The organism is Rhodoplanes sp. Z2-YC6860, assembly GCF_001579845.1.
GTDB lineage: Bacteria > Pseudomonadota > Alphaproteobacteria > Rhizobiales > Xanthobacteraceae > Z2-YC6860.
Genome location: NZ_CP007440.1, coordinates 6,308,815 through 6,328,073 on the forward strand (window position 1 = coordinate 6,308,815; position 19,259 = coordinate 6,328,073).

Consider the following 19,259-nt stretch of genomic DNA (forward strand, 5'->3'; position numbering starts at 1 on the left):
GGCCGGGCCTGCGGGCGATAACGAGTTGAGCGTGAGGAGCGGCCGCCGAATCCTCACGCAGCCCCCACAGCCCGTCTTGCCCGCCCCCATAGAATGGCGCAGATGGCGCCCGCCCAAACGAAATCCGCCCCTTGAGCATTGCCGGAGAGCCTGGAATACATGGCCGGCAAAACAAAGGGCTGAAGCTTGATGAACAATGCCGATCTGATCGTTGCCACCCTCAAGGCCGCCGGCATCCGCCGCGGTTTCGGCATCCCAAGCGGCAACGTGCTGCCGCTGATGGAGGCGATGCGCAAAGGCGGCGTCGATTTCGTGCTCACCGCCCATGAGGGGTCCGCGGGCTTTGCCGCCGACGTCACCGGCCGCATGAGCGGCGCGCCCGGCCTGTGCATCGCAACGCTTGGCCCGGGTGCGACGAACCTCACGACCGGCGTCGGCAACGCCTGGCTCGACCGCTCGCCGATGATCGCCATCACCTGCAATCTGGTCACCGAGCAGCTCGGCCGGCGTATCCAGATGTGGATCGATCATCATGCGCTGTTCAAACCGATCACCAAGGCGTCGTTCCGGCTGGAGAAGGGCAAGATCGTCGAAACCATCAACGAGGCCGTGCGGATCGCCATGAGCGAGCCGCGCGGGCCGGTGCATCTCGACCTGCCCGAGGACGTGGCGCTCGCGCCAGCAAAGGAAGAGCTCGCTGCGGCCAAGCCCGCGACGTCTCTTTCCCCAGCCTCCGACGCCGCCATCGCCAAGGCCCACGAGCTGATCGCCAAGGCCAAGCGGCCCATTGCGGTTCTGGGTTCCACCGCGATGCGGCTCGGCAAGCCCGACCTCCTCCGCCAGGTGATCGAGCGTCACAACCTGCCGTTTGCCACCACCACCATGGCGAAGGGCATGATCGACGAGGATCATCCGCTCTCCATCGGTGTGATCGAGCGCGCCTGCCGCCAGCATCAGCGCAAGCTTCTCCGCTCCGCCGATCTGATCGTCGGTCTGGGCTACGACACCATCGAGGTCGAGTATGAAGCCTGGATCGCCGAGGTGCCGCTCCTGCAAATCGACATGGACAAGGTCGACGTTGCGCCGTCGGTGAACGTCGCGCACGAAGTCACCGGCGATCTCGACCATTCGCTCGGAAAGCTCGCCACGCTCCCCGCCACCACCCATGACTGGACGCCGTCGGCACTCGCCGAGCACCGCCGCGCGTTTCATGCGGCGCTCAGGCCCGCCAGCAACACCTTCACGGCGCACGCCGCGATCGATGCCGTGCGCCGCGCGCTGCCGCGCGAAGGGCTGCTCTCGTTCGACGTCGGCGCGCACACCCATCAGATCGCGAGCCAATGGACGGCTTACACACCCAAGAGCTTCCACGTCACCAACGGCTGGTCGTCGATGGGCTTCGGCCTGCCCGGCGCGATCGCGGCGAAACTCGCGCGGCCCGATCTGCCTGTCGTCTGCCTGATTGGCGACGGCTGCTTCCAGATGACCTGCGGGGAGGTCGCGGTCGCCAAGCGCATGGGACTCGCGCTGCCGATCGTGGTGCTCGATGACAAGTGGCTCGCGCTGATCAAGGTGAAGCAGATCCGCCGCCAGTTTCCGCTCTATGGAACAGACCTCCAGGAAGAGGAGTACACCGAGCCGCCGCAGCATTACTTCGGCGTGCCCGCCGTCGGTGCGCGCAGCCCGGAGACGCTGGAAAATGCGGTGAAGGCCGCGCTCAAGGCCAAGGGACCGACCGTGATCGAGGCCGTCGTCGACTCCGACCACTATGTCGAAACGGTCTACGACTAATGCGGCGTGAGGATTGCGCGGCCCGCCGCTTCGCCGCATCATGTGCTCAACAATAGAAGGATTTGGTTATGTCCAAGCTGCGCCATATCGCCGTGATCGTTGAAGACCCGGAAGCTTCAGCAAAGTTCTTTGAGGAGGCCTTCGACATGAAGCGCGCCGGCACGGCACGGCGCGGCATCTACATGTCGGACGGCATTTTCAATGTCGCGCTGCTGAAGAAGGAGGGCGACGAGAAGCTCGGCCTCTATCACTTCGGCATGTGGGTCGACGACCTCGATGCGGCCGAGAAGAAGGTCGTGAATGCCGGCGGCGAATATCTCGCCGGACGGCCGACCTCGCCGAAGTCGTTCTATGAGGCGAAATACAAGAGCCCGACCGGGCTCGTTTTCGACCTGACTCACACCGGCTGGGCCGGAGCCGTGAAGGACGTGGTGCCGGCGAAATAGCCGGCGCTGGCGTCAATGTCGAAGTCCGATCCCATCGTGGTGGTGGGCGCAGGCCCGGTTGGCCTGTGCCTCGCACTCGCGCTCGCGCAACAAGACGTTTCAGTGGTTCTCGTCGAGTCGATGACGGACGAGAACTTTCTCGATCAGGTGCCGCGGGCCGGCTCCAACCACCCCACCACGCTCGAGTTCTTCGACCGCATCGGGCTCTACGACAGGATGGAGCCCCGCGGGCTCATCGCTCCCAAATTTCACTATTGGGATCGCCAAGACAACGCTCTGATCGCTGAGTTCGATCACGCGCTGCTCAAGGACGACACCAAATTTCCGTTCGTGCTCCAGTGCGAGCGCATCAAGATCATCGAAGAGGCGCTGAAGCTCGCGAAGGCGCACCCGTTGATCGACGTGCGGATGGCGACGGAGTTCTTGGGCTTCACACAGAACGCCGACGCCGTGCTGGTGCAGGTGAAAAATGCGGCGGGTGATGCCGAGACGATCCGCGGCTGTTACCTCGTCAGCGCCGAGGGCGCGCGCAGCATCGCGCGCAAGGATCTGAACCTGGAATTCGAGGGCTTCACCTACCCGGAGCGCACCATCAACATCGAGGTGGCCTACGATTTCCGCAAGCACGGCTACACCGAGCGCAATTACATCTCCGATCCGGTCGAGTACTCCAACCTGTTCCACTGGAAAGGCCCGCCGGATCGCTGGCGTATCCATTTCCCGACGAACATCGACGACGACGAGAACGAGCTGAAGCGGCCCGAGGCGCTGCAGAAACGACTCCAGCAATTTCTCGGCATCGACCACGAGTTCGAGATCTGCGGCTGCAACCTCTACACCGTGCACCAGCGCGTCGCGGCCAAGTTTCGCGTCGGCCGCGTGGTGCTCGCGGGCGACTCCGCTCACGTCAACAGCCCGATCGGCGGCATGGGGCTGAACAGCGGCGTCCACGACGCCTTTAATCTCGCCGACAAGCTGGCCCGCATCCTGCATGGCTCTGCCGATGATGCAGAGCTCGACAGATACGAACGGCAGCGGCGGCATGTGGCAGTCCAGCACACGCAGGCGGGAACCATCCGCAACAAGCGGCTTCTGGAAGAGCGCGACCCGGCTGTGCGCAAGCGCAATCACGACGAGTTGCGGCGCCAGGCCGAGGATCCTGCGCTGGCGCGCAAATTCCTGTTGCGCACCGCGCTGTTCGACAGCCTGCGCGAGGCCGAGCAGATTTTGTAGAGCTCCAGGAGACAGTGCCGTGCGACGGATTGCTGCGTTTCTGATGTCCGTGACCGTCGCCAGCGCTGCATTCGTCGCGCCGGCATTTGCCGAATGGCCCGAGCGGCCGGTCAAGCTGATCGTGCCGTTCGCCGCAGGCTCCAGCTCCGACACCATCGCCCGCATCGTCGCCGCCAAGGCCAGCGAAAAGCTCGGCCAGCAGATCGTGGTCGAGAACCGCGTCGGCGCCAGCACGATCATCGGCACCGATGCGGTCGCGAAAGCCGCCCCCGACGGCTACACGCTGGGCCTTGCCAACACCACGACGCATGCGGCAAGCGCGGCGCTCAACACCAGCCTGCCGTTCGATCCGGTGAAGGACTTCATCCCGGTCGCGATGATCGGCTCCTCGCCCTTCGTGCTGATCAGTGCGCCGCAGATGCCGGCCAAGACCTTGGCCGAGTTCGTGGCGCTGGCGAAGGCCAAGCCCGGCGCGCTGAGTTACGCGTCCGCCGGCACCGGCACGCTCGCGCATCTCGCGGGCGAATTGTTCAAGCGGCAGGCCCAGGTCGACATCACCCACGTGCCCTATCGCGGCACCGCGCAGTCCATGATCGATCTGATGCAGGGCCGGATCGAGCTTTCGGTCTCGACCATCCCGCCGACCTTGCAGCAGATTCACGAGGGCAAGCTCCGCGCGCTCGCCGTCATGGGCGAGCATCGCAACGGCATGCTGCCGGAAATTCCGACCGTCGCCGAAGCCGGCGTTCCCGGCTGCGAGGCCGGTCTCTGGACCGCGATCGTGGTGCCGGCAGGCACGCCCGACGCGATCGTCAAGCGGCTGAACGGGATCATGGCAGCGGTCGCGGCCGCTTCGGACGTGCAGCAGGCGATGAAGATCCAGGGCGTCGACCCCGAGCCCGGCTCGCCCGAGACGGTGGCCGAGCGGATCAAGGCCGACGTCGTCAAATGGAAAGACGTCGTGAAGACCGCCAAGATCGCCGGCGCGCAGCAATAGCCGTACACTCCGCGGTCATTCCGGGGCGCGAGAGTAGCTCGCGAACCCGGAATCCAGTTCGATCGGGACTGCCTGCATGTCTGGATTCCGGGTTCGCGCCTTCGGCGCGCCCCGGAATGACCGCGGAAATCTGAGCTTTTCATTGCGTCCCCTCGAACCAGCTTGCATATGTTCCAGGCGACATTGCCAACGGGACGCAAGCGATGAGAAAGCTCTCCATCATCGGCATCGGTGCGGGCAATCCCGATTACATCACCGTGCAAGCGATCAAGGCGCTGGAAACGCTCGATGTCGTGTTCCTAATCGACAAGGGCGAGAACAAGGACGATCTCGCCAAGCTGCGCCGCGAGCTTTGCGACCGCTACATCAAGAAGCCGTTTCGCGCCGTTGAAGCCAAGGACGCGGCACGCGACCGCAAGCCAACCTCCTACGAAACCGCAGTGACCACCTGGCACGACAAGCGCGCCGCCATCTACGAAGCCATGATCCGCGACGAGCTCGCCGACAACCAGCACGGCGCGTTCCTGGTCTGGGGCGACCCGTCGCTCTATGACAGCACGCTTCGCATCGTCGATCAGGTCGCGGCGATGAAGACGGTCACCTTCAAGCTCGACGTCATCCCGGGCATCACCGCGGTTCAGGCGCTCGCCGCACAGCATCAGATCGCACTCAACCGCATCGGCGGGCCGATCCACGTCACCACCGGGCGCCAGCTCGCCAATGGCCTGCCGGGCGACGACACCGTCGTGATGCTCGACGGCGAATGCACCTTCAAGACCGTCAAGGAGAGCAATGTCGATATCTATTGGGGCGCCTATCTCGGCACGCCCGACGAAATCCTGATCTCGGGCTCGCTCGGCGAACGCGCCCCCGAGATCGAGCGCGTGCGCAGCGAAGCGCGAGCCCGCCACGGCTGGATCATGGACACGTATCTGCTGCGAAGGACCTAGCGCGGCGTGGCGACGATGGCGGCTGCGATGAGCAGCACAATGATTTCGCCGACCTGCTCCAGCGCGCCCAGCACGTCTCCGGTCTGTCCCTGGATCTGCCGCCAGCTGAGCCACGCCATGAAGGCTCCGGCGCCGGCCAGAAGCAACAGCGCGATGATGCCGCCCTTGATATCGAGGCCGGCCAGCAGCGCGGCAGCCCCGATCACCACGGCGACAAGCGACACCGTCTGCGACGGCACACCTGCATCCGCCGCCAGCCCGTCGGCCCGCGCCGATGGCACGATGTGCATGAACAGCGGAATTGCGGCGCGTCCGCCCGCATGAGCGGCAATCAGCGCCGCGAGCACGGCCATGTCGTCGCCCAGTTCGGCGATCGCGCAGACCCGCAGCATGAACGACAGGATCAGCGCGACCACGCCATAAGTCCCGATCCGGCTGTCACGCATGATCTCGAGCTTGCGCTCGCGCGTCGCGCCGCCGCCGAAGCCATCGGCAACGTCGGCAAGGCCGTCATCGTGCAGCGCTCCGGTGAGCAAAGTCGTCGCCGCCACCGTGAGCACAGCGGCCGGCAGCAGCGGCACATGCAGGACGAGCGCGATCGAAAACACGATCGCGCCGGCAAATCCGACCACGACACCGACCAGCGGCGCGCTCCACAGCGCCCGCGCAAGGTCTCCCTTCGCCACCTCCGCGTCATGCCGCAGCGGCAATTGCGTCAGGAACATGAAACCGAGTTTCAGCTCGGTCAGGCGCTGTCGCAGCCAGGCTTGGTCGATCATGGCTCGGGCCCCCGGTCAGGTTCTTATAGAATTGTTCGTGCCCACCTCGCCAGTTATGGTGAACCTGACAACCCCCGACCCAAAGACCGTCATGAGCGCAACAACACAGGCCAGCGACGACCAGGAGGCTGCGCCGTTCCAGACGCTGGCCGAGTTGCGCAAGGCGTGCCTCGATCTGCCAAAGGGCGACGACGGAGCCGCAGCCGCGGTCGTGGCCCGCCAGGCTCAGCTCACCAAACCACCCGGCAGCCTCGGCCGGCTGGAGGACATGGTCGCCTGGCTCGCGCGATGGGGCCGCAACCCGCCGCGGCTCGATACCGTCGACATATTGGTGTTTGCCGGCAATCACGGCGTCACGGTCCACGGCGTCTCGCCCTACCCGGCCGCCGTCACGGCCCAGATGGTGGCGAATTTCTCTGCCGGCGGCGCCGCGATCAATCAGCTCGCCGGCTCGGTCGGGGCGAGGCTCCGCGTGGTCCCGCTCGATCTCGACAGACCGACGGCGGATTTCACCGTCGAGCCCGCGATGGACGAGGCGGCGTTCATCGCCGCGGTGACGACCGGCTACCGCGCAGTGCGGCCGGAAGCCGATCTCGTCTGTCTCGGCGAGATGGGCATCGGCAACACCACGGCTGCTGCCGCCGTCGTCGCGGCGCTGTTCGGAGGCGGCGGCGCGCGCTGGGCCGGCCGCGGCACCGGCCTCGACGATCGCGGGCTGACACGAAAGCAGACGGTGATCGACAAGGCGCTGGCGCGGCACGTCGGCATCGCAGACGATCCGCTTCTCGTTGCTGCGGCGCTCGGCGGGCGCGAGCTGGCGGCCATTCTTGGCGCGACGCTGTCCGCACGGCATCATCGCATCCCGGTACTGCTCGACGGCTTCGTGTGCACAGCGGCGGCTGCGCCTCTCGCAAAACTCCGCACCGATGCGCTCGATCATGTGCAGGCAGCACATGTCTCGGCCGAAGCCGGCCATCGCATGCTGCTCGATGATTTAAAGCTCAAGCCGCTGCTCGATCTCGGCATGCGACTCGGCGAAGGCTCAGGCGCGGCAGTCGCGGTGTCATTGCTGCGCGCAGCGCTCGCCTGCCACGACGGCATGGCAACGTTTGCCGAAGCCGGCGTCGCCAACAAGCCGCACTAACTTTCGCGCGCGATGGCGTGGAAGAACGTGCCGGACACAAGTTCGCGCCGGCTTCCGGTCTCCACCACGGGCTTGCCTTGCGCATCGGTGACTTCGACGAACGGCTCGTCGCTGCCTTTGTCAATGATGCTGGCGTGATGGAATTCGTGCCCGCGCACGACATCGCCTGCGGCACCCAGCGGATGATCGGCCAGGAGCCGCGCCTGTCTGTATCCGAGATGCAATCTGCGCTTGGCAAAGCTCGTCGCGTGCGAGAGGAGGCCTGCCATCGCGTGCCTTGTGCCGCTGGCGTCTTCCAGGCCCTCGCCAAGAACCATGTAGCCGCCGCACTCGCCGTGAACCGGACGCGTGCGCGAAAACTCCTTTAATCCATCCTTGAAACGCTGTGCAGCAGCGAGGGCTCCGGCGTGCAACTCGGGATAACCGCCGGGCAGCCAGCAGACATCGCAATGATCCGGTGGCGCTTCGTCGCGCAGCGGCGAGAACGGAACGATCTCGGCGCCGCTCCTTCGCCAGTCGTCGAGCACATGCGCGTAAACGAAAGAAAACGTCGCATCGGACGCAAGCGCGATACGCTGGCCCGGCGTCTTCAATGTCGGAGCCGTGGACGAAGAAAGATCGGGCAAAGGCGCCGCCATCGCCATGATGGCATCGAGATCGAGATGCCGCGCCGCCATCTCGGCAAAGCTTGCCAGCCGCGCGTCGAGATTGACATGTTCGCCGGCCTGCACCAGGCCGAGATGCCTTTCGGGTAGGACCATCTTGTCGTCGCGCGGGATCGCACCCAGCACCGGGATGCCGAGCGGCTTCAGCGCATCGGCGATCAGCGTGCGATGGCGATCGCTGCCCAGCTTGTTGAGCACCACGCCGCCGACACGAACCTTCGGATCGAACGACGCGAAGCCTGCCGCAACCGCAGCAGCCGACTGCGACTGGCCCGACACGTCGAGAATGAGCAACACCGGCAACGCAAAGCGCGCCGCGAGGTCCGAGGCCGCGCCCGAACGGCCGGGCACCCCCGGCACGCCGTCGAACAGCCCCATTGCGCCTTCGATCACCAGCACGTCGGAGGCTTGCGCGGCCTCGCCGATCAGCGCCTCGATGGCGGCGGGCGGCATCGCCCAGCTGTCGAGATTGACGCCCTTTTGCGCCGTGGCCGCGGCATGAAACGCCGGATCGATGTAGTCCGGCCCGGACTTCGCCGCGCGCACCGCGATGCCCTTGCGGCGCAGCGCGCCCAAAAGCCCGAGCGTCACCGTGGTCTTGCCGGAGCTCGAACGCGGCGCCGAGACGATCAACCCGCGCGCCGTCACCGGGCCGCCTCGGAGACGAGATGAAGAAGCTGGTTCCGCACCGTCACGATCTCGCCGATCACGATCAGGCCCGGCAGGCGATAACCGAGCTTGCCGACCTCACCGGCGAGGCGGTCCAGCGTGGTGATCACGATATGCTGCTCCGGCAAGGTCGCCGCGACGATCACGGCCGCAGGGGTTGCCGGCGCAAGGCCACCGCGCGCCAGCGCCGCGGTGATGTGCTCGATGTTGCGCATCGCCATATAGATCACGATCGGCTGGCCGGTGCGCGCCAGCGCGCTCCAGTCGAAGTCGGGATCGGCGTGGCCGGTGACGAACGTGATGGCCTGGTTGACGCCGCGCATGGTCGCCGGGATCGAGGCCGTGGCCAGGCCCGCAATGCCCGCCGTGATACCCGGGACAATGCGATACGGAATGCCCGCTTCGGCGAGCGCGATGGCCTCTTCGCCGCCGCGGCCGAACACGAAGGGATCGCCGCCCTTGAGCCGCAGCACCTTGTGGCCCTGCCGCGCCAGCTCGATCAGCCGCGCCGTGATATCGGCTTGTTGCGTCGATGGCCGGCCGCCGCGCTTGCCGGCAAATTCCAGCGTGGCGCCCGGGCGGGCCAGCGCCAGCGTCTTCTGGTTCACCAGCGCGTCATGCACGATCACATCGGCCTGCGCCAGCGCCGCCAGCGCATCGAGCGTGAGCATGCCAGGATCGCCAGGGCCTGCACCCGCAAGCCAGACATGACCGGGCTCCATCTTCGGAAACCGGTCGTGCAGGACCGCAAGCGCTTCGAGCGGGTTCATGAGAGCAGCAACTTCAACGTGTCATCGCCCGCCGCGGAATCGACGGCGGTAGTCCGGATCGTACAGCGCGCTCTCGCGAAAATCATGCGCGGCGAGCGCCTTCCCTACGAGCACCAGCGCGGTACGCTCGATCGGCTCGGCCGCGACCTGCGCGCAGATCGTGCCGAGCCTGCCGCGCAGGATCCGCTCATCGGGGCAACTCGCCCGAACCACCACGGCGACCGGACAATCCGCGCCATAGACCGGCAGCAGTTCGCTCACAATTGCGTCGAGCGCGTGGATGGCGAGATGAATGGCCAGCGTCGCACCGGTTGCGGCGAAAGCGGCCAGTTTTTCGCCCTCGGGCATGGCCGAGGCGCGGCCGGGCATCCGCGTGAGCACGACGCTCTGCGCGATCTCCGGCACCGTCAGCTCGCGGCCCAGCACGGCCGCTGCCGCCGCGAAGGCGGGCACGCCGGGCGTCACGGTATAGGGAATGCCGAGCCGTTCCAGCCGCCGGGTCTGTTCGGCGAGCGCGCTGTAGATCGAAAGGTCGCCGGAATGCAGCCGCGCCACATCATGGTTCTTGTCTCGTGCCGCGACGAATTCTGTCTCGATCTCATCGAGCGACATCGGCGCGGTGTCGACGATACGCGCGCCGGGCGGGCAAAATTGCAAGAGCTCCTTCGGCACGATCGAGCCGGCATAGAGACATACCGGGCATTGGCCGATGAGATCGCGGCCGCGCACCGTGATGAGGTCGGCAGCGCCGGGGCCTGCGCCAATGAAATGCACCGTCACGGCGTATCTCCCGTGATGGCGAGCGCGCAAGTCGCCGGACCGACAGCGACGCGTGGAGCAATGAGTCGCGCGCCGGGGCCAGCGGCGGCGAGTGCGGCGGCCTCCGACACCGATGGCACGCCGGTCATGGCCAGCACGCGTTCCGATCGCGTCAACGCGCGCGCGCCGGCGGCGACCAGATCGACCTGTAGCACGACGACCATCTTCAACCCACGGCCGGTTGCCGCGGCCGCGATGCCGGGCTCGGACGATTTCGCGTGCGACGTTGCGATCAGCCCCAGCGCACCGCTTGCAAGACCCGCTTGCGACAGCGCCGCGCCAATCGCCGCTTCGATCTCCTGTGCCGATGCGCCCGCCTTGCAGCCAATGCCCGCGACGATCATGGCTTGGTCCAGAGCCATTGCGTCACCGGCATCGCCGGCCGCCATCCAAACTTTCCGCCGACGTGATCGGCACGCGACAGCGCCACGCGGACCAGTTCGCCGCCGTGCGAGGCGTGACGCGTCAGCAAAACCGCCTCGGTCTCCAGCGTCACGGCGTTGACCACGAGACGTCCACCGGAACGAAGCGCGGCCACCGCGGCATCGATCATGCCCGGCTCGGCTGCGCCGCCGCCGATGAAGATCGCGTCGGGCACCGACAGACCCTTGAGGCAATCGGGCGCCCGGCCTTCCACGACCTCCAGCCCCGGAACGCCGAAGGCTGCGGCGTTGCGCCGGATGCGCGCGGCCCGCTCCGGATGTCGTTCAACGGAAATCGCGCGGAGTGAAGGGTCGGCCAGCATCCATTCGATGGAGACCGAGCCCGAGCCCGCTCCGATGTCCCAGAGCCGTTCGCCTTTTCGCGGCGCGAGCGACGACAACGTGATGGCGCGGACCTCACGCTTGGTGATCTGTCCGTCGTGTTCGAACAGCGCGTCTGGCAATCCCGGCGCACGCGACAGAATGCGGGCATCGGCCGACGCTTCGACCTCCAACGCAACCACGTTGAGCGGGCTGACATCCACCAAATTAAACTTGGCTGCCGCCGACGTCCGGACGCGCTCGTGCGGACCGCCGAGCGCTTCCAGCACCGTGAGTCTGGTTCCGCCGAAGCCGTTGTCGCTGAGCAACGCCGCCAGTGCACGGGGCCCGTCGGCGTCCGATGTCAGCGCCAGCACATGCGCGCCGGGATGCAGATGCGGGCGAATGAGATCGAGCGCGCGTCCGTGCAGCGATACCAGCGCCGTGTCCGGCAGCGCCCAGCCCATACGCGCTGCCGCAAGGCTGAAGGCCGACGGCGCGGGCACGACCAGCATTTCGCCGGAATCGACATGGCGCGCCAGCACCGAGCCGACGCCATAAAGAAACGGATCGCCGGAGGCGAGCACGCAGACGCTCCGCCCACGTTGCTCCATCACTTCGGCGGGCGCGCGGTCGAACGGACTCGGCCACGGCCGCATCGCCCCGCGAACCAGCGACCTCGCCAGTTCCAGATGGCGCTTGCCGCCAAACACGATCTCGGCGTCCGCGATCAGGCCGCGTGCGACGGCACTCAACCCGTCGATGCCGTCCTCGCCGATCCCGACAATGGACAGCCAGCGGCGCGGTGCGGCACTCTCAGCGGTGAGCGGATGAGCGGATGGCATGAGGAACGTTCTCATACTCGGCGGCACGACGGAAGCGCGGCAGCTTGCGGGGTTGCTCGCAGGCCGCGCCGACATCAAGGCCGTGCTGTCGCTGGCCGGCCGCACCGCGACGCCCGCCGCGCAGCCGGTTCCGGTGCGGATCGGCGGCTTCGGCGGCGTGGAGGGTCTGGCCGACTATCTCTGGGCCGAGCACGTCGATGCGCTGATCGACGCGACCCACCCTTACGCGGCAATCATTTCGCAGCATGCCGCCGAGGCCACGGCGTCGGTTGGCGTTCCGATCGTGGCGCTGCGTCGGCCAGCTTGGAGCGCTGTCGCGGGCGACCGCTGGAGCGAAGTCGATGATATGTCCGGCGCTGTCGCTGCGCTCGGCAAAGAGCCGAAGCGCGTGTTCCTCGCCATCGGCCGCAAGGAGGTCGTGGCGTTCACCGAGGCTCCACAACATCATTACCTGATCCGCAGCGTCGACCCGATCGATCCGCCGCTGAACGTACCCAATGCGGCCTACATCCTCAGCCGCGGCCCGTTTCCCGAAAGCGACGAAAAAGCGCTGCTGTCGGAACACCGCATCGACACCATCGTCGCCAAGAACAGCGGCGGCAGCGCGACCTATGGCAAGATCGCGGCCGCGCGAACGCTGGGCCTCAACGTCATCATGCTGCGACGCCCTCATCTTCCCGACATTCCGGCGGTCAACGACGCGCACGGCGTGGTCGCGTGGCTCGACCATCAATGGCCGCCTTCGACAAAGCGCGGCGTGTAAACGAGTGGAGATCGGCCCGGCCGCTCGATGACGCGCGTCAGCGGCGAGCCAATGATGATCAGCGTGGCCATGTCGGCTGCCGACGGATCGACGGCATCAAGACTATAGATCCCGATCTTCTCGTCGGGGCGTCCGACTGCGCGACCGAACACCACCGGTGTCGATGCCGGCAGATGTTGCCGCAGCCGCTCGAACGCCTTGCCGAGTTGCCAGGGCCGCGCCCGCGAGATCGGATTGTAAAGCGCGATGACGAAGCCCGCGCCTGCCGCTGCATCGAGCCGGCGCTCGACGACACCCCACGGCTTCAGATTGTCCGACAGCGAGATCGCGCAGAAATCATGACCGAGCGGCGCGCCGACCCGCGCCGCAACCGCAAGCATCGCGGTGACACCCGGCACGACCGACACGTCGAGACTGCGCCAAGCGGCATCACCGCGGTCGATCTGTTCACAGACCGCAGCCGCCATGGCAAACACGCCCGGATCACCACCCGACACCATCGCCACCTTGGCGCCCTGCGCAGCATGGCGGAGCGCGGCGGCGGCGCGGCTTCCCTCCTCGCGATTGTCGGAAGCATGGCGCGTCTGTCCGGACTTCGCCGGCACACGATCGAGATACGGTCCATAGCCATAGAGCGCGTCGGCGCGATCGAGCGCGGCGGCGGCTTCCGGCGTCAGCGTCTGCGGGCTCCCCGGTCCGAGCCCGATCACTGCAAGAGCGCCGCTCACGGCCGCGTCTCCCAGCCCGGCACCAGAATGACCGAGAAGTACGGCGCGTCGTTGTCGTGCTTGTCTTCGAGCCGCAAGGTGACGGCTTCGGCCGTGGTGCCACGCTCCACGTAGATGGCGCGCGACAGCCGCCCGGTCCGTGTCAGCACGCGCCGCACCTTTTCCAGATTACGGCCGAGCTTCATCACCACGGCGGCATCGGCATCCGCAAAGCGGCGTTCCAATTCGGCTTCGGGCAATGTCGCCGGCAACACCACGAACACATCGTCGCCCTGCGCGATCGGCGCGCCCGCGAGCGACCAGCAGCCCGACATCGCGGTGACGCCAGGAACGATCTCGGCGCGGTAGCGCGGCGCCAGCCGCACATGCAGATGCATGTAGGAGCCGTAGAACAGCGGGTCGCCTTCGCTGAGAATCGCGACCGTGCGCCCGGCATCGAGATGGCGCGCCACCGCCACGGCCGAGCGGTCGTAAAACTCGCGGATCGCCTTGCCGTACTCCGCGCAATGCCGCGGCAGTTCGGTCGTCACCGGATAGAGCAAGGCAAGCTCCTCGACACCGGCGCGTACGTGGCCGTTGACGATGCGCCGTGCATTGCTGGCGTTGCCCGCCTTGGCAAAATGCGCGACGACATCGGCCTCGGCCAGCGCGCGCGCAGCCTTGAAGGTCATGAGCTCGGGGTCACCCGGCCCGACACCGACGCCGATCAGCCGCCCGCTCATAGGCCCGCCCTTGCCAGCGCGTTGATCGCGGCGGCCGTCATGGCGCTGCCGCCGAGCCGCCCGCGCACGATCAGATAAGGCACGCCCGACGGATCGACCGCCAGCGCCTCCTTGGATTCGGCTGCGCCGACAAAGCCCACCGGAATGCCGAGGATCGCGGCTGGCTTCGGCGCACCCTTGGCCAGCATTTCCAGGAGATGAAACAGCGCGGTCGGCGCATTGCCGATGGCGACCACCGAACCCGCGAGTTGCTCGGCCCAAAGCTCCAGCGCCGCCGCCGATCGCGTGGTGCCGAGCTTCTGCGCCAGCGCCGCGACGCGTGGATCGTGCAACGTGCAACGGACTTCATTGCCGGCCGGCAGCCGCGCCCGCGTCACGCCATGCGCCACCATCTCGGAATCGCACAGAATCGGCGCGCCGGCGCGCAGCGCCGCGCGGGCTGCTGCGACCAGCCCGTGGCCGAACTGGATGTACTGGGCCGCGTCGGTGCTGCCGCAGGCGTGCACCATGCGGACCACGACATCGGCCTCCTCCTCCGAAAAGCGCGACAGATCGGTCTCGGCACGGATGATCGCGAACGAGCGTTCGTAGATCGCCGTGCCGTCGCGGAGATAGTCGTGCCGGTCGCTCATGACCGCACCCGAATAAGCCGGCCAAGCTGTTCGGGCAAGGTATCGACCGTGGCAGAGCCGACCCGATCGTCGCCGCGATAAATCTCGCAGGCGCCGTTGCGGCCGACGATGGTCATGGGCGCGGCGGCCGGATAGGCGCAGCCTTTCACGCATCCGGAGATGTGAACGAAACCTGGCGCCTCTGTGCCGTTCAGGACGTCAGCCACGACCGGCGCCAACGCACGTGACGGAATCTGACCCGCCGAACAGATCGGCGCGCCGGCACAGGCGATCACGCGGCGGCGCGGATCGCTTGCCTCGACGATGAAGTTCATGGCCTTCGCCGCGGCGACGACATCAGCCGCGAGGTTGGCCGGAATGCCCACAAGAAGCAGCGCCCGCTTCGGCGCTGTGCGCAACCCGGCCGCCTGGACGTGCGCGGCGAGATCGACCAGCGAATGCAAGCTCTCGGCGTCCGAATGGCCGAACGACGGGGCGATGCCGATGGCGACATCGCCGGAGCGCAGCGCATGCACGCCGACGGGATCGGCCTTCGCCCGAGGAGCCGGAACAGCGGCCGCGGCCATCATGCGGTCCAGAGCCGACTTGAACCCGTCGATTCCCACCGTCTCGACGGCATGACGCATCCGCGACTGCGGAGCGAGCGTTGCCAGGACTTCGATCAGCCGCATCGCGCATTCGACCGCTCGATGGGCAGCGATAACGCCGAGCGGAACCGCGCTTGTCGCACCTCCGCCAAGCGCGACATGGAAGTCCGGCTCGCCGTCGCTCTGCATCGCCCGCAACCGGATGTCCGCCGAAAGCTCGTCAAGATGAAGCGGACCGCCACCATCGATTGCGACGGACAGTTTCGCAGAGAGCCGCGAGGTCAACGGAGCGCTTGTCAGCGCGCGCCGCAGTTCGTTGGCGACCGGCTCGGCATCGAACACATTGCCGCAATCGAGGCCCGACAGCGGATCGACGATGACGGGAATGCCATCGCTCGCCGGAATGCCGAGGTCCGACACTTCGGCGGCGAAGTCCGCCGCCGAGACTTGCGTCAACCCACGGAACTGGATGCTGCCGCGCGAGGTGATCTCGATCACCCCGTTGCCGCGGCGCTGCGCCGCTGCGCAAAGGCCCGCGAAGGCCGCAAGCGGAATGGTCGATCCGGCCGGCGTGAGCCGCGCAAGCAAGCCGTCGCCGGTCGCCATCGGCGCCGACAGGCCCGGGCACGCGCCGCGTCGCATCGGCGCGTTCACGACACAGCCTCCGCACGAAGCTCGGCGATGCTGCCTTCGACATCGTTGCGGCGCGGATGCCAAAGGCCGAGGCGGCGCGCCTGCTCGAAACGTTCGGCCATGGCCTTCGCGGCCGCGGGATTCTCCGCTTTGAGAAAAGCGCGAACGGCGGGATCGGCGAGATAGGCGTCGTGGACGAGATCCAGCAGCGTGCTGGAAACGGCGCCGGTGGTGTGTGCGAAATCGACCAGCCGATCGACGGTTTCGGCAAGCTCCGCTGCGCCGCGCGGGCCGTGCCGCATCTGGCCGGCAATGAAGCGCGGATTGATCGCGCGGGCGCGCACGATGCGCGCCAGCGCCGTGGCAAGCGACCGCGCGCGCGGCCGCTGGGGATCGGAGGTGTCGAGCATCACCAGATCGGGATTGCGGCCGAGCGACGCGGCAGCGGCCGCAAAACCTCCGACGAACGCCGCGTCCTCGGCGCCTTCGAGCAGGTCGCGCGCCGGATCGTCGCCGGTGTGCAGCAGCAGATCGGCGCTGGCGACGCGTTCGGCGAAGGCGCCGGGCTGATGACGAGGCTCGCCATTGGCGCCGCCGTAAACGTGCGATGCGGCGGCCAGATAAGCCGCGCCGATATCGTCGCGGTCGGCTTCCCGGCCGATCATGTCTTCAAGACCGGCCCCATAAGCGCCCGGCGCGGTGCCGAAGATGCGGGCAAGCGCCATCTTAGCGTGGCCGTTTGCGGAGCGGCGGATTGCGGCAAGCGGATTCTCGTCCGCCGTCTCATCGCGCGCCGCGATCGCCTGCGTGGCGGCATCGAGCAGCGCGATCTGCGCCGGGAAGAGATCGCGGAACAGGCCGGAGATGCGCCACGTCACATCGACACGGGCGCGGCCGACCGCTGCGCACGGCAGCACCTCGATGCCCGTCACGCGGCCGGTGCCCAAGTCCCAGACCGGGCGGCAGCCCATCAGTGCGAGCCCCTGCGCGATCTCCTCGCCGCCGGTGCGCAGCGTGGCGCTGCCCCAAAGGTCGATCACCAGCGCGCGCGGCATATCTCCATGCGTCTGCATGTAGCCGCGCAACACCTCGTCAGCCGCCATGCGGCCGAGATCCATCGCGGTCGGCGTCGGCAGCATGCGCGGATCGGCGGTGTACATGTTGCGGCCAGTCGGCAGCACGTCGCGACGCTCGCGGTGCGGCGAGCCTGCCGGCCCCGGCGCGACGCGACGGCCTTCGAGCGCGTCGAGCAGACTCTTGCGTTCGTTCGCGGCGCTCGCCGCGCGAGAAGCGTCGGCATCGTCGGACGCGCGGCCGTAGACGTGCTGCCCGTCCTTGATGGCGAGATCCTTCAAATCGCAGAGCCAGGCATCGATCTGGCGCAGCGCCTCGTCGGGCGACGCCTGAGCGCCGACACCGGCCTCGCGCGCCAATCCGCTCCGCTGTGCGGTCTCGGCGATGAGCCGCGCCAGCCGTTCGCGCCGGCGACGATCCAGTCCGTCGGCCTGGGCGTATTCGTCAACCAGACGTTCGAGTTCGCGCGCGTCTCCCGAAAGATCGGCGCCGACCAGCGGCGGCGGCATGTGACCAAGGGTCAGCGCCGCGAGGCGGCGCTTGGCTTGGGCTGCTTCGCCCGGATTGCTCACGATGAACGGATAGACCACAGGCAGCGGCCCGACCACGGCCTCCGGGAAACATGAGGCCGTCAGCGCGACCGCCTTGCCGGGCAGCCATTCCAAAGTGCCGTGTGCGCCCATATGGACGATCGCATCGGCTTTCAACTGGTGACGAAGCCAGAGACCAAAGGCCATCAGGGCATGGCGCGGCGGCAGCGACGGATCGTGATAGTCGCTGCGGCGATCGGCGGGCCGGCCACGGTCGGGCGGCAGCGCGACAGTGACGTTGCCGAAGGACTGCGCGCGAAAATGAAATGCGTTGTTTTGGACGTCGGGATCGGTCTCGGGCGATCCCCACGCCGTATGGATACGCTCGACAACATCGGCCGGGCATCGGACCAGTTCATCCCGATAGGCATCGAGCGGCATCGATACTTCGGCCTGCCCGAGTTCATCGAGCAGTTCTTTCGACGAACCCGGAATATCGCCGACCGGGTAACCGGCCTGCGCAAGATCGTCGAGCAACGCGAGCACACTCGCCGGCACATCGAGACCGACCGCATAGCCCGTGCGCCCAGACGCGCCGGGATAGTCCGGCATCAGCACCGCGATCCGACGTTCTTCGCGCGGTGTTGTTCTCAATTTCACCAGAGCAGCGACGCGATCGGCCACCATCGCGACGCGATCAGGCTCCGGCTGATTGGCCGTGGCTGCGAAGGACAGCCCTTCAAGCGGCGCAGATTGATTCTTGAACGCGATGGCGCCGGCCAGCACGCGGCCGTCGAGCTCCGGCAACACCACATGCATCGCGAGATCGGCGGCGCCGAGCCCGCGCGGGCTGTCGAGCCAGGCGGCGCGTCTGGTCGTCGCGACCACCGCCTGCAGCACCGGCACGCCCATCTCGTCCAACGGAGATTCTGCAGCGCCCTCACCGGTCGCGGCAAAGGCCGTGGTGGTCACGATGACCGAAGGCTTCAGCCTGCGCATCGCGTCGCGCAGGAACGTGGCTGATTCAGCGTCTTTCAGGCTGGGCACGAACAGCGGCGCCGGGGCAAGACCGCGTGCCGCAAGCGCAGCCGCAAGCGCGTCGATTGGCGCGACGTCAGCGGCAAGCAGCATCGATCGGTAAAAGACAAGCGGAATGACCGGTCTGCTGTTCGGCAAGGTCGCCACGAGCCGCTCGAGATCAATCGCTGCGGGCGCGTAACCGCCGCAACGTGGCAATGGCCGCGGTCCGGCACAATCAAGCTGCGCAAGCCTGCGCAGCAATGCCCGCAAATTGTCACGTCCGCCTTCACGGAAATACGCCAGCAGCGCCGTCAACCCATCCGCCGGGAGAGTCGAGCATTCGGCCAATCGCGGATCGTCGCGATCCTCGCCCGGCAGCATCGCGAGCGCGATGCCGCGCTCCTTCGCCAGCGCCGACAGCCGGTCGGCGCCATAGCGCCACCAGTCGAGCCCGCCAAGCAGCCGCACCACGATCACCTTGGCATGGGTTCCGACACGATCGATCCACAGATCGACCGACATCGGATGCTTAAGATCGCGCAGCTGCACCAGCCGAACGCTCGGCAGCGCGTCGCGCTCGGCATTCCATGCCGACGCCAGCCCGGCGAGATCGCTGTCAGCGAACGACAGGATCGCGATGTCGCCCGGCGTCTGTCCAAGATCGACCGGCTCGACGATGTCGTCGAGGCTCGTGGAGCTGGTCGAGAGCAGATGCATCG

At 67.2% G+C, this 19,259-nt stretch carries 18 protein-coding genes; 7 read left to right on the forward strand and 11 right to left on the reverse strand.

The window, feature by feature from the left end:
- The first annotated feature begins 189 nt into the window (after positions 1 to 189).
- The 5 genes from RHPLAN_RS29530 (at position 190) to cobF (ending at position 5,417) form a co-directional block, all read left to right on the forward strand.
- Positions 190 to 1,791 (forward strand): thiamine pyrophosphate-binding protein, encoded by a 1,602-nt coding sequence (locus RHPLAN_RS29530; RefSeq protein WP_068025948.1) that lies wholly within the window; start codon positions 190 to 192, stop codon positions 1,789 to 1,791.
- Positions 1,792 to 1,859: 68 nt separating this feature from the next.
- Positions 1,860 to 2,237 (forward strand): VOC family protein, encoded by a 378-nt coding sequence (locus tag RHPLAN_RS29535; RefSeq protein ID WP_068025951.1) that lies wholly within the window; start codon positions 1,860 to 1,862, stop codon positions 2,235 to 2,237.
- Positions 2,238 to 2,252: 15 nt separating this feature from the next.
- Positions 2,253 to 3,470 (forward strand): FAD-dependent oxidoreductase, encoded by a 1,218-nt coding sequence (locus RHPLAN_RS29540; RefSeq protein WP_068025954.1) that lies wholly within the window; start codon positions 2,253 to 2,255, stop codon positions 3,468 to 3,470.
- A 19-nt stretch (positions 3,471 to 3,489) separates the two neighbouring features.
- A complete protein-coding gene (locus tag RHPLAN_RS29545; protein ID WP_198164554.1) occupies positions 3,490 to 4,467 on the forward strand; it encodes a Bug family tripartite tricarboxylate transporter substrate binding protein in 978 nt (325 codons plus the stop codon).
- 203 nt (positions 4,468 to 4,670) lie between these two features.
- Positions 4,671 to 5,417, forward strand: coding sequence for a precorrin-6A synthase (deacetylating) (cobF, locus tag RHPLAN_RS29550; RefSeq protein WP_068025958.1), 747 nt, complete (start codon positions 4,671 to 4,673; stop codon positions 5,415 to 5,417).
- Here the strand turns inward: cobF and cobS are convergent.
- Positions 5,414 to 6,196 carry an adenosylcobinamide-GDP ribazoletransferase gene (cobS, locus tag RHPLAN_RS29555; protein WP_068025961.1) on the reverse strand — a complete coding sequence of 261 codons (783 nt, stop codon included), beginning with the start codon at positions 6,194 to 6,196 and terminating at the stop codon, positions 5,414 to 5,416. The genes cobF and cobS overlap by 4 nt on opposite strands.
- 91 nt (positions 6,197 to 6,287) lie before the next feature.
- On the opposite strand from cobS, the gene cobT reads away from it, so the two are divergent.
- A complete protein-coding gene (cobT, locus tag RHPLAN_RS29560; RefSeq protein ID WP_068032014.1) occupies positions 6,288 to 7,340 on the forward strand; it encodes a nicotinate-nucleotide--dimethylbenzimidazole phosphoribosyltransferase in 1,053 nt (350 codons plus the stop codon).
- Here cobT and RHPLAN_RS29565 read toward each other — a convergent pair.
- From RHPLAN_RS29565 to RHPLAN_RS29585, 5 genes are read right to left on the reverse strand one after another with little or no spacing between them, the layout of a single operon-like run.
- A complete protein-coding gene (locus RHPLAN_RS29565) occupies positions 7,337 to 8,653 on the reverse strand; it encodes a cobyrinic acid a,c-diamide synthase CobB (protein ID WP_068025962.1) in 1,317 nt (438 codons plus the stop codon). The two genes, cobT and RHPLAN_RS29565, sit on opposite strands and share 4 nt — an antisense overlap.
- Positions 8,650 to 9,444, reverse strand: coding sequence for a uroporphyrinogen-III C-methyltransferase (gene cobA, locus RHPLAN_RS29570; protein ID WP_068025963.1), 795 nt, complete (start codon positions 9,442 to 9,444; stop codon positions 8,650 to 8,652). Before cobA ends, RHPLAN_RS29565 begins: the two co-directional genes overlap by 4 nt.
- Positions 9,445 to 9,465: 21 nt before the next feature.
- Positions 9,466 to 10,224, reverse strand: coding sequence for a precorrin-4 C(11)-methyltransferase (gene cobM, locus RHPLAN_RS29575; protein WP_068025964.1), 759 nt, complete (start codon positions 10,222 to 10,224; stop codon positions 9,466 to 9,468).
- Complete coding sequence (locus RHPLAN_RS29580; protein ID WP_198164555.1) at positions 10,221 to 10,625, reverse strand: cobalamin biosynthesis protein; 405 nt, start codon at positions 10,623 to 10,625, stop codon at positions 10,221 to 10,223. Before RHPLAN_RS29580 ends, cobM begins: the two co-directional genes overlap by 4 nt.
- Positions 10,604 to 11,851, reverse strand: coding sequence for a bifunctional cobalt-precorrin-7 (C(5))-methyltransferase/cobalt-precorrin-6B (C(15))-methyltransferase (locus RHPLAN_RS29585; protein WP_068025967.1), 1,248 nt, complete (start codon positions 11,849 to 11,851; stop codon positions 10,604 to 10,606). The genes RHPLAN_RS29580 and RHPLAN_RS29585 overlap by 22 nt, the downstream gene beginning before the upstream one ends.
- Here RHPLAN_RS29585 and RHPLAN_RS29590 point away from each other — a divergent pair.
- Positions 11,850 to 12,614 (forward strand): cobalt-precorrin-6A reductase, encoded by a 765-nt coding sequence (locus tag RHPLAN_RS29590; RefSeq protein WP_068025971.1) that lies wholly within the window; start codon positions 11,850 to 11,852, stop codon positions 12,612 to 12,614. The two genes, RHPLAN_RS29585 and RHPLAN_RS29590, sit on opposite strands and share 2 nt — an antisense overlap.
- Here the strand turns inward: RHPLAN_RS29590 and RHPLAN_RS29595 are convergent.
- The 5 genes from RHPLAN_RS29595 to cobN are packed head-to-tail and all read right to left on the reverse strand — an operon-like array spanning position 12,581 to position 19,257.
- Positions 12,581 to 13,342, reverse strand: a complete 762-nt coding sequence (locus tag RHPLAN_RS29595) for a precorrin-3B C(17)-methyltransferase (protein ID WP_068025974.1) — start codon at positions 13,340 to 13,342, stop codon at positions 12,581 to 12,583. The two genes, RHPLAN_RS29590 and RHPLAN_RS29595, sit on opposite strands and share 34 nt — an antisense overlap.
- Entirely contained in the window at positions 13,339 to 14,064 is a 726-nt protein-coding gene (locus tag RHPLAN_RS29600) for a precorrin-2 C(20)-methyltransferase (protein WP_068025978.1), read from the reverse strand. Before RHPLAN_RS29600 ends, RHPLAN_RS29595 begins: the two co-directional genes overlap by 4 nt.
- Positions 14,061 to 14,696 (reverse strand): precorrin-8X methylmutase, encoded by a 636-nt coding sequence (locus RHPLAN_RS29605; RefSeq protein ID WP_068025981.1) that lies wholly within the window; start codon positions 14,694 to 14,696, stop codon positions 14,061 to 14,063. The genes RHPLAN_RS29600 and RHPLAN_RS29605 overlap by 4 nt, the downstream gene beginning before the upstream one ends.
- Positions 14,693 to 15,937, reverse strand: coding sequence for a precorrin-3B synthase (gene cobG, locus RHPLAN_RS29610; protein WP_068025984.1), 1,245 nt, complete (start codon positions 15,935 to 15,937; stop codon positions 14,693 to 14,695). Before cobG ends, RHPLAN_RS29605 begins: the two co-directional genes overlap by 4 nt.
- The gene (cobN, locus tag RHPLAN_RS29615; protein ID WP_068025987.1) at positions 15,934 to 19,257 is read right to left on the reverse strand and encodes a cobaltochelatase subunit CobN; all 3,324 of its coding nucleotides are present in this window, start codon (positions 19,255 to 19,257) and stop codon (positions 15,934 to 15,936) included. Before cobN ends, cobG begins: the two co-directional genes overlap by 4 nt.
- Between the last annotated feature and the right edge of the window lie 2 nt (positions 19,258 to 19,259).